This window comes from Enterobacter sp. Li2LvB3, assembly GCF_056156645.1.
Genome location: NZ_JBSICG010000007.1, coordinates 19,243 through 34,445, shown reverse-complemented (window position 1 = coordinate 34,445; position 15,203 = coordinate 19,243). Strand labels below are relative to the sequence as shown.

The 15,203-nt window shown below is 57.4% G+C and carries 14 protein-coding genes; 6 read left to right on the top strand and 8 right to left on the bottom strand.

The features are described 5' to 3' along the window. Nucleotides 1-95: 95 nt before the first annotated feature. The 4 genes from norV (at nucleotide 96) to ACS603_RS07685 (ending at nucleotide 4,913) form a co-directional block, all read left to right on the top strand. A complete protein-coding gene (norV, locus tag ACS603_RS07700; RefSeq protein ID WP_474944055.1) occupies nucleotides 96-1,544 on the top strand; it encodes an anaerobic nitric oxide reductase flavorubredoxin in 1,449 nt (482 codons plus the stop codon). Beyond that, the gene (gene norW / locus ACS603_RS07695; protein ID WP_474944054.1) at nucleotides 1,541-2,674 is read left to right on the top strand and encodes an NADH:flavorubredoxin reductase NorW; all 1,134 of its coding nucleotides are present in this window, start codon (nucleotides 1,541-1,543) and stop codon (nucleotides 2,672-2,674) included. Before norV ends, norW begins: the two co-directional genes overlap by 4 nt. Nucleotides 2,675-2,918: 244 nt before the next feature. Next, a complete protein-coding gene (locus tag ACS603_RS07690) occupies nucleotides 2,919-3,077 on the top strand; it encodes a hypothetical protein (protein WP_182062207.1) in 159 nt (52 codons plus the stop codon). A gap of 162 nt (nucleotides 3,078-3,239) precedes the next feature. Next, the gene (locus ACS603_RS07685) at nucleotides 3,240-4,913 is read left to right on the top strand and encodes an SgrR family transcriptional regulator (RefSeq protein WP_474944053.1); all 1,674 of its coding nucleotides are present in this window, start codon (nucleotides 3,240-3,242) and stop codon (nucleotides 4,911-4,913) included. On the opposite strand, the gene ACS603_RS07680 is transcribed toward ACS603_RS07685, so the two are convergent. From ACS603_RS07680 to ACS603_RS07665, 4 genes are all read right to left on the bottom strand, one after another. Beyond that, the gene (locus ACS603_RS07680) at nucleotides 4,886-5,908 is read right to left on the bottom strand and encodes a HoxN/HupN/NixA family nickel/cobalt transporter (RefSeq protein WP_182062209.1); all 1,023 of its coding nucleotides are present in this window, start codon (nucleotides 5,906-5,908) and stop codon (nucleotides 4,886-4,888) included. The genes ACS603_RS07685 and ACS603_RS07680 overlap by 28 nt on opposite strands. 1 nt (nucleotide 5,909) lies before the next feature. Then, nucleotides 5,910-8,144 (bottom strand): carbamoyltransferase HypF, encoded by a 2,235-nt coding sequence (gene hypF / locus ACS603_RS07675; RefSeq protein WP_474944052.1) that lies wholly within the window; start codon nucleotides 8,142-8,144, stop codon nucleotides 5,910-5,912. A gap of 6 nt (nucleotides 8,145-8,150) precedes the next feature. Further along, nucleotides 8,151-8,696, bottom strand: coding sequence for an electron transport protein HydN (gene hydN / locus ACS603_RS07670; RefSeq protein ID WP_014071512.1), 546 nt, complete (start codon nucleotides 8,694-8,696; stop codon nucleotides 8,151-8,153). A 133-nt stretch (nucleotides 8,697-8,829) separates the two neighbouring features. Next, nucleotides 8,830-9,867, bottom strand: coding sequence for a LacI family DNA-binding transcriptional regulator (locus ACS603_RS07665; RefSeq protein ID WP_409050282.1), 1,038 nt, complete (start codon nucleotides 9,865-9,867; stop codon nucleotides 8,830-8,832). Nucleotides 9,868-10,057: 190 nt separating this feature from the next. On the opposite strand from ACS603_RS07665, the gene ascF reads away from it, so the two are divergent. Together ascF and ACS603_RS07655 are read left to right on the top strand one after the other, a co-directional pair. Then, a complete protein-coding gene (gene ascF / locus ACS603_RS07660; protein ID WP_182062212.1) occupies nucleotides 10,058-11,509 on the top strand; it encodes a PTS cellobiose/arbutin/salicin transporter subunit IIBC in 1,452 nt (483 codons plus the stop codon). A gap of 18 nt (nucleotides 11,510-11,527) precedes the next feature. Beyond that, nucleotides 11,528-12,952 (top strand): 6-phospho-beta-glucosidase, encoded by a 1,425-nt coding sequence (locus ACS603_RS07655; protein ID WP_474944051.1) that lies wholly within the window; start codon nucleotides 11,528-11,530, stop codon nucleotides 12,950-12,952. 82 nt (nucleotides 12,953-13,034) lie between these two features. Here ACS603_RS07655 and hycI read toward each other — a convergent pair whose 3' ends face one another. From hycI to ACS603_RS07635, 4 genes are read right to left on the bottom strand one after another with little or no spacing between them, the layout of a single operon-like run. Then, nucleotides 13,035-13,490, bottom strand: a complete 456-nt coding sequence (gene hycI / locus ACS603_RS07650; RefSeq protein WP_315686607.1) for a hydrogenase maturation peptidase HycI — start codon at nucleotides 13,488-13,490, stop codon at nucleotides 13,035-13,037. Further along, complete coding sequence (locus ACS603_RS07645; RefSeq protein ID WP_182062215.1) at nucleotides 13,483-13,893, bottom strand: formate hydrogenlyase maturation HycH family protein; 411 nt, start codon at nucleotides 13,891-13,893, stop codon at nucleotides 13,483-13,485. Before ACS603_RS07645 ends, hycI begins: the two co-directional genes overlap by 8 nt. After that, nucleotides 13,890-14,657, bottom strand: a complete 768-nt coding sequence (locus ACS603_RS07640) for an NADH-quinone oxidoreductase subunit B family protein (protein ID WP_182062216.1) — start codon at nucleotides 14,655-14,657, stop codon at nucleotides 13,890-13,892. Before ACS603_RS07640 ends, ACS603_RS07645 begins: the two co-directional genes overlap by 4 nt. Next, complete coding sequence (locus tag ACS603_RS07635) at nucleotides 14,657-15,199, bottom strand: formate hydrogenlyase complex iron-sulfur subunit (RefSeq protein ID WP_182062217.1); 543 nt, start codon at nucleotides 15,197-15,199, stop codon at nucleotides 14,657-14,659. The genes ACS603_RS07640 and ACS603_RS07635 overlap by 1 nt, the downstream gene beginning before the upstream one ends. Between the last annotated feature and the right edge of the window lie 4 nt (nucleotides 15,200-15,203).

Genomic DNA, 15,203 nt, shown 5'->3' with positions numbered 1-15,203 from the left:
TTAAATACATTTAAATCAATCAGATAAAAAACTGGCACGCAACTTGATTTAGCTAAAACATCTTATTTGAAAACGCCGTATTAATTGAGGTTGCTATGTCTATTCTGGTTAAAAATAACATTCATTGGGTTGGCCAACGTGACTGGGAAGTGCGTGATTTCCACGGAACTGAATACAAAACGCTGCGCGGCAGCAGCTACAACAGCTACCTCATCCGTGAAGGTAAAAATGTTCTGATCGATACCGTCGATCACAAATTCAGCCGCGAGTTCGTGCAGAACCTGCGTAGCGAAATCGATCTGAACGCTATCGACTACATCATTATCAACCATGCAGAAGAAGACCACGCCGGCGCGCTGACCGAGCTGATGTCTTATATCCCAAATACCCCAATTTACTGCACCACCAATGCTATCGACTCAATCAACGGCCACCACCACCACCCGGAGTGGAACTTCCACACCGTGAAAACCGGTGACTCACTGGATATCGGCAACGGCAAACAGCTGATCTTCGTTGAAACGCCAATGCTGCACTGGCCTGACAGCATGATGACTTACATGACCGGCGACGCGATGCTGTTCAGTAACGATGCATTCGGCCAGCACTACTGCGACGAACGTCTGTTCAACGACGAAGTGGATCAGGCCGAGCTGTTTGAGCAGTGCCAGCGCTACTATGCCAATATCCTGACGCCATTCAGCCGTCTGGTGACGCCGAAAATCACCGAGATCCTCGGCTTCAATCTGCCGGTTGATATGATTGCGACCTCTCACGGCGTCGTGTGGCGTGAAAACCCAACCCAGATCGTTGAGATGTATCTGAAATGGGCAGCGGATTATCAGGAAGACCGCATCACGATTTTCTACGACACCATGTCCAACAACACCCGCATGATGGCGGATGCGATTGCCCAGGGCATCAACGAAGTTGACCCGAACGTGGCGGTGAAAATCTTTAACGTGGCGCGCAGCGATAAAAACGACATTCTGACCAACGTGTTCCGTTCCAAAGGTGTGCTGGTGGGGACGTCCACCATGAACAACGTGATGATGCCGAAAATCGCTGGTCTGGTGGAAGAGATGACAGGTCTGCGTTTCCGTAACAAACGCGCCAGCGCTTTTGGTTCACACGGCTGGAGCGGCGGCGCGGTTGACCGTCTGTCTACCCGCTTGCAGGACGCCGGTTTTGAGATGTCTATGAGTCTGAAAGCCAAATGGCGACCGGATATCGATGCCCTGGAAATCTGCCGCCAGCATGGTCGCGAGATTGCACGTCAGTGGGCGCTTGCTCCACTGCCAGAATCCACGGTGAAAACCCCTGAACAGCAGGAAGCCTGCGCCTGTGCGGCTGCCGCGGCGGCAAATCTCGGCCCGCGTATGCAGTGCAGCGTGTGCCAGTGGATTTACGACCCGGAACTGGGCGAACCGTTGCAGGACGTAGCACCAGGCACACCGTGGAGCAATGTCCCGGACAACTTCCTGTGCCCTGAATGTTCATTGGGTAAAGACGTCTTTGACGAACTGGGTACGGAGGCAAAATGAACAACGGGATCATGATCATCGGCTCGGGCTTTGCCGCCCGCCAGCTGGTGAAAAATATCCGCAAACAGGACGCGAACGTGCCGCTGACGCTTATTGCCGCCGACAGCATGGACGAGTACAACAAGCCAGATTTAAGCCATGTCATTAGCCAGAATCAGCGCGCAGAAGATCTCACCCGCCAGACGGCGGGAGAGTTCGCAGAACAATTTAACCTGCGTCTGTTTCCCTACACCTGGGTTACGGATATCGATGCCGCCGCGCATGTCGTGAAGAGCCAGGATAAAACCTGGCAGTACGACAAGCTGGTGCTGGCAACAGGTGCGGCCGCTTTTGTCCCACCGGTTGAAGGTCGCGAGCTGATGGTGACACTGAACAGCCAGCAGGAATATCAGGCCAGCGAAACCAGGCTGCGGGACGCACAGCGGGTAATGATTGTCGGCGGCGGTCTGATTGGCACCGAGCTGGCGATGGATTTTTGCCGCGCGGGAAAAGCAGTCACCCTGGTTGACCATGCCGCGAGTATTCTTTCCGCACTGATGCCAGCAGAAGTAAGCAGTCGCTTACAACACCGGCTGACCGATATGGGCGTACATCTGCTGCTGAAATCTCAGCTGCAAGGTCTGAGCAAAACCGAAACCGGCATTCGCGCCACGCTTGATCGCCAGCGCAGCGTAGAGGTTGACGTGGTGATTGCCGCAACCGGCCTGCGCCCGGAAACAGCGCTTGCCCACCGTGCGGGCGCAGAAACGAATCGCGGTGTGAAGGTCGACAGTTACCTGCAAACCACGCAGCCGGATATTTATGCCCTGGGTGATTGTGCGGAAATTAACGGACAGGTATTGCCCTTTCTGCAACCTATTCAGCTCAGTGCCATGTATCTGGCAAAAAACCTGCTCGGGACAAGCGCGCCGCTGAAATTACCCGCCATGCTGGTGAAGGTGAAAACGCCGGAGTTACCGCTGCATCTTGCAGGCGAAACGCAGCGACAGGATTTGAACTGGCAGTTAGCCATTGAGCCGCAGGGCATGGTGGCCCGCGGCGCTGATAATGACGGTCAGCTACGCGCCTTTGTGGTTAGTGAAGATCGGATGAAGGAGGCTTTCACACTGTTGAAATCGCTGCCCGCTTAGTTTTCAGTCTGTTACCACGCTTACTTAACCTTAGGATTTTATTATCCGCCGCCCCGATGTCCCGGGGCTTTTTTTTGCGCATCCTGTTGGCCATATAAGTACAAAAAAGATAAATCATCGCTATCAATCCCTAATTTATTATTTCCATTAATTTATAAATGCGGAACAGCTGAAAAACATCACCCTGTTTTATTATTTTCATCCGGCTTACGCTGAAAAGGTATTAATCAGCCGGAGACAAATCGTGGCAACCTTTAATAAAGAACTCAATTATCTTTCTCGTTATTTCCAGCAGACGAAAAATGCGGAATACATTTTATTCCGCTGGCTTTATCTGAGTCCGGAAGCCCGTATTGCCCGCTTGCGTGAGCTGATGATGCCGGTCAGTAAACATGAGCGGTAATTGCCGGGTGGCGCTGCGCTTACCCAGCCTACATACCCCGTAGGCCCGTGCAAGCGTAGCGCCGCCGGGCAAAAAAACCGGAACACTTTACTTAACCAGACCTTATTTATTCCGCAAAACACCCTACACTCTCAGTATCCCTTTTTGTCAGCGGAATGCCCCATGCGCCAGCTTCAGAAAATCCGGCAGTATCAACGGCTTTATCAGCATTACGGAGCAGACCCGAAGCCAACAACCATCGCCGAGGTTGCCGAAACTGCCCTGTGCAGCGAGCGCCATGCGCGCACCCTGTTGCGCCAGCTCGCCCAGAGCGGATGGTTAAGCTGGAGCGCACAGCCTGGGCGCGGGCACCGCGCCATCCTGCACTGCCTGGCAACCACCAGCGAGCTCAGCGCGCCGCTGATGCATGCCTGCCTGGAAAAGGGAGACTATCAAAGCGCATTGCAACTTGCAGACGGTGACCCTGCCAGCCTGCATCACATCATCACCCCTTTTCTCGGGGGAAAATGGCTTAAGCACCAGCCGACCCTGCGTATTCCCTGGTATCGCCCGCTCACCTCGCTTTACCCGGCGTTGCAGCGCCGCCGCGCCGAACAGCACATTATCTGCGCGGTACATGCAGGACTGACGCGCTACACACCCGGCCAGCCATACCCTGTGCCAGATCTGGCGCACCACTGGGAAACCCGTGATAACAACCTCTGCTGGCGGTTTTACCTGCGCAGTGGCGCACACTGGCATAACGGCCAGGCCATCAGTGACGAAGATATCTTTGCAGGAGTACAACAGCTGCTGGCCGATCCGGCGCGCAACGCGGGGCTTAAGCATGTTCATCAGGTTTCGCTTGCTGCCCCCTGGTGTATTGATATCACCCTGCACGCGCCGGATGCCATGCTGGCGCATCGTCTGGCGCACCACGTCTGCCGCCTGCCTCATCCGCAACAGCCGGATATCGGCGCCGGGCCGTTTGCCATCGCCCGTCATCACTCCCACTTTTTACGACTGGAGCGTCAGCCCTGGTACTTTGCCGCCCACCCGCTTTTGCACGCGATAGAGTTCTGGCGAACCCGCGCCGGGGCGCAAAAACCGGCCTGGATAACCGTCGGAAAAGGGAAAAGCGCTCAGGAAGCCGTCACCTCCACCAGCGGCGGATTCGCGTGGTTAATGGTTAACATCGCACTGGCGCAGCCGCTTGCCGCCTGGCTGCGCCAGGAAATCGTCCTTTTGAGCCAGCACAACTTCGCACAGCGTGACGATCTGCAAACCCGTACCGAACTCCTTCCCCGCCTGCAAACACCGCCGCTCCCGACAGCACCAGACGTCCCGTTACCGCCCGCCTTAACCCTGGTCTGCTACCACACACCGGAGCTGCTCGAGCTGGCCGATACGCTTCATGCCGCCCTGAAAAAACGCCAATGCGAGCTGACTATCGTCCGGAAAGACCGCGATGAGTGGCACGCTCCCGGTGCGCTAGAGCAGGCCGACCTGGTGCTGGGGGATTATCTGGCGGGCGAGTTGCCAGGCTTTTCCCTGGCTGAATGGTTTACCGACGAGCCCGCGTGGGCCACCGCACTTGGCGACGCCCGCTGGCAGGAAGAGAAACAGCAGTTGATGGGGTTTTGCGAAAGCGAAGAGCGCCTGAACTCGCAGCTCATCCCCTTTTTCCGGCGGCTGCTGGAGAGCGGTGCCTGTACGCCGCTGTTCCACTATCGCTATCGCATTAACACCATGGAAAACGTGCAGGATATTGTCCTGACCGCAGGCGGCTGGCTGGATTTCACGCGAGCCTGGCTGCCCCCGGCAATGCCTCAGGAGCGTACGACCAGCGCATCGTAACCACGCCAGCGGTAGTTGATCATCGAGACGAGCCAGCAGACGACAAACAGCCCAACCACCACAAACCCGGCATTACCGAGATTGTCATTAACCGCACCAATGGCATCCCAGATACCACCGCTCAGGGCAAATTTATCCATCAGTAAACCGAGCGCTTCCAGCCCGCCAATAAACAGGGCAACCACAACGGAAGTGCCGGTGATGGTCATGTTGTAATAGATCTTACGCTGCGGTTTGTTGAACGCCCAGCCGTAGGCTCCCACCATCAGCAGGTTATCCAGGGTATCGACAAGCGCCATCCCGCTGGCGAACAGCGCCGGGAAGATCATGATCGACCAGACCGACATACCGTTAGAGGCGCTGGCGGCGGAGATCCCCAGCACACCGATTTCGGTTGCGGTATCAAACCCGAGCCCAAACAGGAAACCGACCAGATACATCTGCCAGCTTTTGTTCACCAGGCGGAATGTAGTGCCAAACAGCCAGTTCATCACCCCACCCGCAGCCGGAAGCGTGACATCGCCATTCATTGCCTGACCGTTTTTCAGCGCCTGAAAATTGCGCCAGACACCGTGCAAAATCACCATATTGACTAGCGCCATCGCCAGCAGAAACGTCGCGGATACCGCTGTACCGATCAGGCTGCCCGTCTCATGAAACCAGGCCATGTTCTTCTGAAACGCCGTGGCGGTGGCAGCAATCGCCACCGAGGCCAGCACCACGATAGTTGAGTGGCCCAGCGAAAACCACGCCCCCACGCCAGAGGGCCGCTGGCCCTGCTGCATCATCTTACGCGTCACGGTATCAATTGCCGCGATGTGGTCGGCATCCACTGCGTGACGCAACCCGTAACACCAGGCCAGCAGGCTTGCCGCCATCAGCGCCGTACTGCCGCTGAAGGTTCGCCACGCCCAGCCCCAGGCGAGCAGATTGGCCATGACCAGAGCCAGCAGCAAAAAAGCTGCACGCGGTTCGTTGCGTAAGAGTCGTAACATTTTAAGTCCTTTGTGAACATGACCGGGCCGCAGCAACCACTGCCTGCCCGAAGGAGATAGCCCCGTCACCTGCGGGCAGGCGACACGGCAAAAGAAGAGTAAAGTCAGAAAGATAATGGCGCAGGCGCGCGCGCAGCAGGCGGTTATGTAACACCCCGCCGCTACAGCACACCGTAGAGAGGGACGCGCGCCGGGCGTGGAAAGCGGCGAGTTCTGCCAGCCCGCTTGCCAGCGCATCATGAAATGCCCACGCGCGTTCGCTCGGCTCCGCCTGCCAGTCCAGCCACTGTTGCCAGAATACGCTCAGCGCCAGGTTGCCGTTTATCACCTGCAGCGTGACCGGATGTGCAACGCCACTGCAGCAGGCAGCCAGCGCTTCCAGCCGACATGCTGCCTCACCTTCATAGCCCTGCTTATCCGGCGTGATATCCAGCGCGCAGGCAACTGCGTCGAACAACCGCCCGCACGACGATGCCAGCGGTGTATTGATGCCACGTGAAATCGCCGTTGCCAGCAATGGCCAGTTTTGCGCCTGTACCGCGTGAGTTTCCCTGCGCTGCTGCCAGCCAGGCACAAATGCCAGGCAGTGTGCGAGTAAATTACGCCACGGCTGAACGGCCGCCAGATCGCCGCCCGGTAATGCCACCGCAGGTAGCCCTCCGAGATGCTCACAGTCACGGTAGTTCACCCGCAAACATTCCCCGCCCCACAGCGCGCCGTTCTCGCCCATGCCGATACCGTCCAGCGTCAGGGCAATAACATCGCCGCCGTCGAGCGGCCAGCTGTTTTCCGCCAGGCAAGCCGCTGCGTGGGCATGATGATGCAATACCGTTTCGGTGCTCAGTGCCTGCTCATCAGCCCAGCGCCGGGCGCGGTATCCCGGATGCGCGTCACACACCACGCGCACAGGTTGAAACGCATACATCTGCTGCATCACCGCCAGCGCGGTACGCCACTGGTGCTCCACGCCGTCATCACTGAGATCGCCAAAGTGCTGGCTCATTACGGCCTGACTGCCGCGCACAAGACAGAAGGTGTTTTTCATCTCGGCCCCCAGACACAACATGGCGGGAATATTGTGAAATCCGGCAGGCAACGTGATGGCATCCGGTACAAAACCCCGGGCGCGACGCAGCATAGTGCCATCCGCATCCACCACGGAATCATCCATCCGTTGCAGGATGTCACGGTTATGCAGCAGAAAACCGTCGGCAATATCCCTGAGGTCGTCCAGCGCTTGCGCATTGGTGGTGGCCGGAGGTTTGCCGCTGAGATTTCCGGAGGTCATCACCAGCAGGCGCTGCACATCCGCCATCAGCAGATGCTGGAGCGGGTTAGCCGGCAGCATGATGCCCGCACAGTCCAGGCCTGGTGCTACCGCCTCAGGCAGTTCAGGTAGCCAGGCTTTTGGCGTGAGCACAATGGGTGCTGCGGGTGAACTCAGCAGTTTACTGACAGACTCCGGCAGGCCATCAGCATGGGGGATCATCACCGCCAGGGGTTTTGTCGGGCGCTGTTTTCGCTCCCGCAGCCGCGCCACTGCCCGCGGATTTTGCGCGTCACAGGCCAGGTGGAAACCACCCAGGCCTTTGATGGCCACAATCCCGCCCTCTCTCAGCATCACAACGGCCGCTGCCAGCGCCTGTTCGCGCGTAGCGTGCATGTTTTCGCCGCACCATTCAAGCTGTGGCCCGCAGTCCGGGCAGGCGACAGGCTGAGCGTGAAAGCGCCGGTCAGCGGGGTTGCGATAATCTGATTCGCACGGCGTACAGAGCGGGAATCCGGCCATCGCCGTGGCAGGACGGTCGTAAGGCATGGCGCGGATAATGGTAAAACGCGGGCCACAGTGGGTGCAGTTAATAAACGGGTAGCGGTAACGGCGTTCGCGCGGATCGCGCATTTCTGCCAGACACGCCGGGCAGGTGGCGGCATCCGGCACAATCTGCGTATCCATCGCCCCACTCGCGCTGTGGCGGATGGTGAAGCCGTCAGGCGGGTCTGGCCACTCGAACGGCTGGGTCTGGATCGCATCGATACGGGCCAGCGGTGGGCAGTCCTGGCGCAACCTCGCGGTAAAGGCCCCCCCATTACCCGCGAGGCGCACCAGTACTCCCTCCCCGTCATTGCAGACATCACCGGTCAACTGAAGCGCCTGCGCCAGTTGCCAGACGAAGGGACGAAACCCGACGCCCTGCACTTTTCCGCGCACCCGCACCTGTATGCCGTTACAGCTCATGGCGGATCAGAACAGCATGGACGACGAGGTATCGAACGCCGCACGACGACGTTTTTCAGCGCTCATCTGTTCGAGCTTGTTACGATCGACACACACCAGCGCGTGCGTTGGGCAGGCTTCCATACAGGCCGGGCCCGTTTCACGGTGATGGCACAAATCGCATTTGTTGGCTTCGGCTTTGTCTGCCCGCACGCTCAGCCCCATGCCGCTGTTGCGCACAACCGGGCGAACCACCACTTCCATCGCGCCATAAGGGCACGCCACCACGCAGGTTTTGCAGCCAATGCAGCGCTCCTGCATCACATGGACAAACCCTTTTTCACGTTTGATAGCCCCGTTAGGGCAGACATTGGCGCACGGCGCGTCTTCACACTGGCGGCAAATGGCGGCAGTAGAAATATTCACGCCCTTGATAACGTGAATACGCGGCAGGAAAGATTCAGGGGTGAGTGATGCACAATCCTGATCCGCCTGATGCGATACCACGCACGCCACTTCACAGGTACGGCAACCAATGCATTTACTGGCATCGGCCATAATAAAACGGTTCATCTGCTTCTCCAGCATAACAGTCATGCGCGGAGACATTCATAAACCGTGCCAGTTTTTAACTTGCTGATTTATATTGATTTAGAAATTACACGGAGACTGTCATCGTCACTTCTGACGATGACAGATGTCGATGTCAACGATGCGGGCCGTCGATAACCGAGTCGCGTAACACCAGTTCCCCGGAGAAGGTTTGCTGCCAGGTGAACTCACCGCCATCCAGCATAAAGATCAGGCGACTGATGGTTTCTTTGATCATCTCTGTGACCGGCACACGTACGCTGGAAAGAGACGGCACCATGTAAGGCGCAATGGCCACATCATCAAACCCAATCACCGACACCTTCTCAGGCGTGGCGATGCCGCTGTCGTGCAGCTGCTTCATGGCGCCGATGGCCATATCGTCATTACTTGCCACCAGCGCCGAAAATGTTTCGCCCCGGGACAGCAGCTCCGCCACTGCCGCCGCGCCGCTGGCGGGGTTCCACTTCCCTTGCGCAATCAGCGCCTCGCGTAGCGGAATACCGTGCTGCGCCAGCGCGTCCCTGTAGCCGGAGAGACGCTCAACCCCGGTCGGCGAATCCAGCGAGCCGGTAATAAACGCGATTTCCCGGTGACCTTTCGCAATCAGCCGCGCCACCGCGTCCTGGCTGGAGGCCTTATGATCGGACCAGACGCTGTGGCTGCTGTTTTTCCGCAGGCGGCGGTTGAGCACCATAATGGGCTGCTCGCACTTCTCGACGATCTCATCCATCTCTTCCACGCTCAGGAAACGCGGATAAATAATGACCGCATCGCAGCGCATATCCAGCAGATACTGAATCGCCTCACGCTCTTCATCCGCGCTGTGCTTACCGTCCGCCAGGATCAGCTGCCGCCCCTTCTCTTCGGTCATCCGGGCGGCATGGAACAGTAACTCGCTGAAGTAAACGCCGTGATACAGGGTGTTGGTCACCACCAGCCCCAGGGTTTGCGTGCGTTTGGTTGCCAGATTGCGCGCCAGCAAATTGGGGCGATACCCACTCTCTTCAATCGCCTGGAACACCCGGTCTTTGGTCTCCTGGCTCACGTAGCCATTTCCCGACAACACCCGGGAAACCGTCGCTTTCGAGACACCTGCGCGCTTCGCCACTTCCAGCATCGTGGTCATGTTTTTATTCCGTCTGAAACTGATGGGGCGCAGTGTACTGCACCGCAGGAAAATTGTCGCAGCGGCAATATCACGCTTTCAACACCTCAAAGTGATCGTCATCACGAATATAAAAAATGTACAAAATGTGATCTTGTTTCATTCAAAGAAACTCATGATGATTGTGTGGAACCGGTTTCCTACATTTCACACAACGATAACAGGATCTCATCCGATGGCCAAAAATTACGCTGCGCTGGCGAACGACGTTGTCAGCGCGCTGGGCGGCAAAGACAACATCGTCGCCGTCACCCACTGCATGACGCGACTGCGTTTTGTCCTGAAAGAGGAAGCCCTCACCGACACCGCTCGCCTGAAAAGCATCAGCGGTGTACTTGGCGTGGTGCGCAACGATAACCAGTGCCAGGTGATCATTGGCAACACCGTATCCCAGGCTTACCGTGAAGTCGTGAGCCTGCTGCCGACAGAACTGCAACCCGCCGTGCCTGAAGGGCCGCAAAAGCTCACCTTCCGCCGGGTTGGCGCGGGGATCCTCGATGCGCTGATCGGCACCATGTCCCCGCTGATCCCGGCGATCATCGGCGGCTCGATGGTCAAACTGCTGGCGATGATCCTGGAGATGACCGGCGTGCTGCCAAAAGGTGCGCCGACGCTCACCATTCTGACCGTGATCGGCGACGGGGCGTTCTTCTTCCTGCCGCTGATGGTGGCGGCCTCTGCGGCGGTGAAATTCAAAACCAACATGTCGCTGGCGATTGCCATTGCGGGCGTACTGGTCCACCCAAGCTTTATCGAACTGATGGCGAAAGCGGCGCAGGGTGAACACGTCGAGTTCGCTTTTATTCCGGTCACGGCGGTGAAATACACCTACACCGTGATCCCGGCGCTGGTGATGACCTGGTGTCTGTCGTATATCGAACGCTGGGTTGACCGTATTACCCCTGCCGTCACCAAAAACTTCCTCAAACCGATGCTGATTGTGCTGATTGCCGCTCCGCTCGCCATCGTGCTGATTGGGCCACTTGGGATCTGGATCGGTAGTGCCATCTCTGCGCTGGTTTACACCATTCACGGTTACCTCGGCTGGTTGTCCGTGGCGATTATGGGCGCGCTCTGGCCGCTGCTGGTGATGACCGGGATGCACCGCGTGTTTACGCCGACTATCATTCAGACCATTGCCGAAACGGGCAAAGAAGGGATGGTGATGCCGTCAGAAATTGGCGCCAACCTGTCGCTCGGCGGCTCGTCGCTGGCGGTGGCGTGGAAAACCAAAAACCCGGAACTGCGTCAGACGGCGCTGGCGGCAGCAGCCTCTGCCATCATGGCGGGTATCTCTGAACCGGCTCTCTACGGCGTGGCGGTCCGTCTGAAACGTCCGTTAATTGCGAGTCTTATCAGCGGCTTTATCTGCGGCGCGGTCGCCGGGATTGCCGGTCTTGCCAGCCATTCAATGGCCGCTCCGGGGTTGTTTACCAGCGTACAGTTCTTCGACCCGGCGAATCCGATGACCATCGTTTGGGTGTTTGGCGTCATGGCGCTGGCAGTTGTTCTGTCGTTTGTCCTGACGTTAATACTCGGCTTTGAAGACATCCCGGTTGAGGACGAAGCAGAAAAAGCGCGCGCCCTGCAAACCGCACCGGCTCAGGCCAAAGCCGCACAAGCATAATTTTATAGCGAGGTAAAAATGTCTGTTTTTCCACAAGGATTTTTATGGGGTGGCGCACTGGCCGCCAACCAGAGTGAAGGTGCTTACCGTGAAGGCGGTAAAGGGCTGACCACCGTCGATATGATCCCCCACGGCGCAAACCGTCTGGCGGTGAAGGTCGGTAAGGAAAAACGTTTTTCGTTGCGTGACGACGAATTTTACCCAAGCCACGAGGCGATTGATTTTTACCATCGCTATAAAGAAGACATCGCCCTGATGGCGGAAATGGGTTTCACGGTGTTCCGTACCTCCATTGCCTGGAGCCGTCTCTATCCGAATGGCGATGAGCCGCTGCCAAATAAAGAGGGTATTGCCTTCTACCGCGCGGTGTTTGAAGAGTGCAAAAAGTACAATATCGAACCGCTGGTGACGCTGTGCCACTTCGACGTGCCAATGCATCTGGTGACGGAGTACGGCTCCTGGCGTAACCGCAAGATGGTTGATCTCTTCGCCCGCTACGCCCGCACCTGCTTTGAAGAATTTAACGGTCTGGTGAAATACTGGCTGACTTTCAACGAAATCAACATCATGCTGCACAGCCCGTTCTCGGGTGCGGGGCTGGTGTTCGAAGACGGTGAAAACGAAGATCAGGTGAAATATCAGGCCGCGCATCACGAGCTGGTGGCAAGCGCGCTGGCGACCAAAATCGCCCACGAGGTGAACCCGGAAAACCAGGTCGGCTGTATGCTGGCGGGCGGCAATTTCTACCCGTATTCCTGCAAGCCGGAAGACGTGTGGATGGCGCTGGAAAAAGACCGCGAGAACCTGTTCTTTATCGACGTGCAGGCGCGCGGCAGTTACCCGGCCTACTCTGCCCGCGTGTTCCGCGAAAAAGGGGTGGTGATTGTTAAAGAGCCTGGCGACGAGCAACTGCTGAAAAACACCGTCGATTTTGTGTCGTTCAGCTATTACGCCTCCCGCTGCGCATCTGCGGATATGAATGCGCAGAACACCAATGCAGCGAACATCGTGAAATCTCTGCGTAACCCGCACATCGAGGTGAGCGAATGGGGCTGGGGTATCGACCCGCTGGGCCTGCGCATCACCATGAACATGATGTATGACCGTTACCAGAAACCGCTGTTCCTGGTGGAGAACGGCCTCGGTGCGAAGGATGTGATTGAGGCAAACGGCGAGATTAACGATGACTACCGCATCAGCTACCTGCGCGAACATATCCGCGCGATGGGCGATGCCATTGCAGACGGCGTGCCGCTGATGGGTTACACCACATGGGGCTGTATTGACCTGGTGGCCGCCTCTACAGGTGAAATGAGCAAGCGCTACGGGTTTGTGTATGTTGATCGCGACGATGCCGGGAACGGCACGCTGGACAGAAAGCGCAAAAAATCGTTCTGGTGGTACAAGAAGGTGATTGCGAGTAACGGGGCGGATCTGGTGTAGTCTGTTTTGCCGGGTGGCGGCTTCGCCTTACCCGGCCTACAAAACCGTAGGCCCGGTAAGCGTAGCGCCACCGGGTACCGGCTCAAAGCCTGGCAAATCCCCCATCCCCAACCCACGCACCCAGCCGGGAATACACCACGTCCACCGCCTCTTTTACCGGCGGCGTCATCGGGTAATAAAAGCCCACGATATCCGGCTGAATGCCTAAAAACAGCACCTCACCCACGTCGTCCTTAATCTGATCGACCAGGTAATTGAGCGGCATATTGTGGGTCGTCATCATGAACATCTCTGCAATATCGTCGGGGTCGATAAGGCGCGTTTCGCCGGGGTTGAGCCCCATATCGGTGGCATCGACAATCAACAGTCTGTTCGGGTGCAATTCGCGGATTGCCACTACGTCGTTTTCCGGCGCGCTGCCACCGTCAATGACCACCCAGTTACCCTGGGGATGGGCCGCGCACATTTCTGCAAGCAGCGGGCCTGCGCCATCATCGCCCATCATGCTGTTGCCCACACACAGTAAAACGTCAGTCACGTAATCTCCTCACCATCAGGTAGATGGCGCTCTCCTGATGAATATCATGGAGCATCCCGAGCAGGGTTTTGCTCCACACCTGCTGTTCAGGGGTTTGTCGGCTTAGGGCCGCGTCGAACGCATTGGCAAGCATGGCAATATGGTTAGCATCGATAACAATCTCACCGTATTTCGGGACACCTTCCATCTTGCGCCGCGCTGTACTGCCCTCTTCCAGCGTGGCAATCCACGCCAGATACGCTGACCACGGGCAACTTAACGCCGCCTCCAGGCAGTCGATCACCCCCAGGTGGTGGCCAATCGCCAGGCTGTAATAGACCACCTGCTGCGCCGCATCCGGCGTGGCATCGTTCTCATCAATAAACTTACGGCTCAGCTGACTGAACACCACCGTTTCACTCATCGGATACGCGCCTCTTCCACCACCTGATTCAGGTTTGCGACAATCTCATTCAGACGCGGATCGTTTTCCGCCTCCAGCCAGCGTGCTACCTGATGATCGCCCTGACTGAGCAGACGCAGATAATCATCGGCAATCTGGCGGCCATAGCGATAGCCCGCCAGCTTGCGCGCCATGCGGTCGACTTTCACGCGCAATGGCTGCACCATATCCGGGTGCAATATTGTCGCGGGCTGGCTGTCGAGCTCACCCGGTGCACGGGCGTGGATCTTCTGCTCCAGCAGACCGAGCGCCATCGCAAACCCATACAGCGTCGCGGCAGGCGTTGGCGGGCAACCCGGAATATAAACGTCCACCGGGACAATTTTGTCAGTGCCGCCCCACACGCAGTAAAGGTCATGGAAGATACCGCCGCTGTTGCCGCACGCGCCGTAAGAGATACAGATTTTCGGATCAGGCGCTGACTGCCAGGCACGCAGCGCAGGCGATCGCATGGCGCGGGTTACCGCCCCGGTAAAAAGCAAAATGTCGGCATGACGCGGGGACGGCACCACTTTGATGCCAAAGCGTTCGGCATCAAACAGCGGCGACAGCGTGGCAAAAATTTCAATCTCGCAGCCGTTGCAGCCGCCGCAATCCACGCGGTAGACGTAGGCCGAGCGTTTGATTTTTTTCAGCAGCGACGCCTTCATGCTGGCGATGGATTCGTCCACCGTCATGGGCACCGGAATGCCGTTATCGTCGCGTGGGCCGAGTAAGTTTTCCATCAGCTGGCCTCTCTCATATGGCGGGTTAAATCGATGCGGTCGGACGGCAGCAGGCATTTCTGGCGTTTGCATTCCGGGCAGGTTTCAAAGCTTTCCCGGTGGTGCTCAGCGCGGACGTCACCGTTGTGCTTTAACAGCGCAATGGCGTAGTCGATCTCTTTTTGCACGGCAAACGGGCGGTTGCAAACGCGGCAGTTGCACAGTTCAAAGCGCGACTGCTGGAGGAAATCCTCCTTCTTCCAGACCGCCAGCTCGTATTCCTGAGAAAGACGGATAGCCACCGTCGGGCACACCTCTTCGCAGCGGCCACAAAAAATGCAGCGCCCGAGGTTAAACTGCCAGGCAAGCTCGCCGGTTTTCAGGTCCGTCTCCACCGTCAGGGCGTTAGACGGACAGGCATTCACGCAGGCGGCACAACCGATGCACTGCTGCGGATTGTGCTCTGGCTTACCACGAAAGTTTTTATCCACCGGCATTGGCTCCAGCGGATAACTGCTGGTCTGGGTGCCGGTTTTGATGACTTTTTTGATAAAGGTAAACATGACG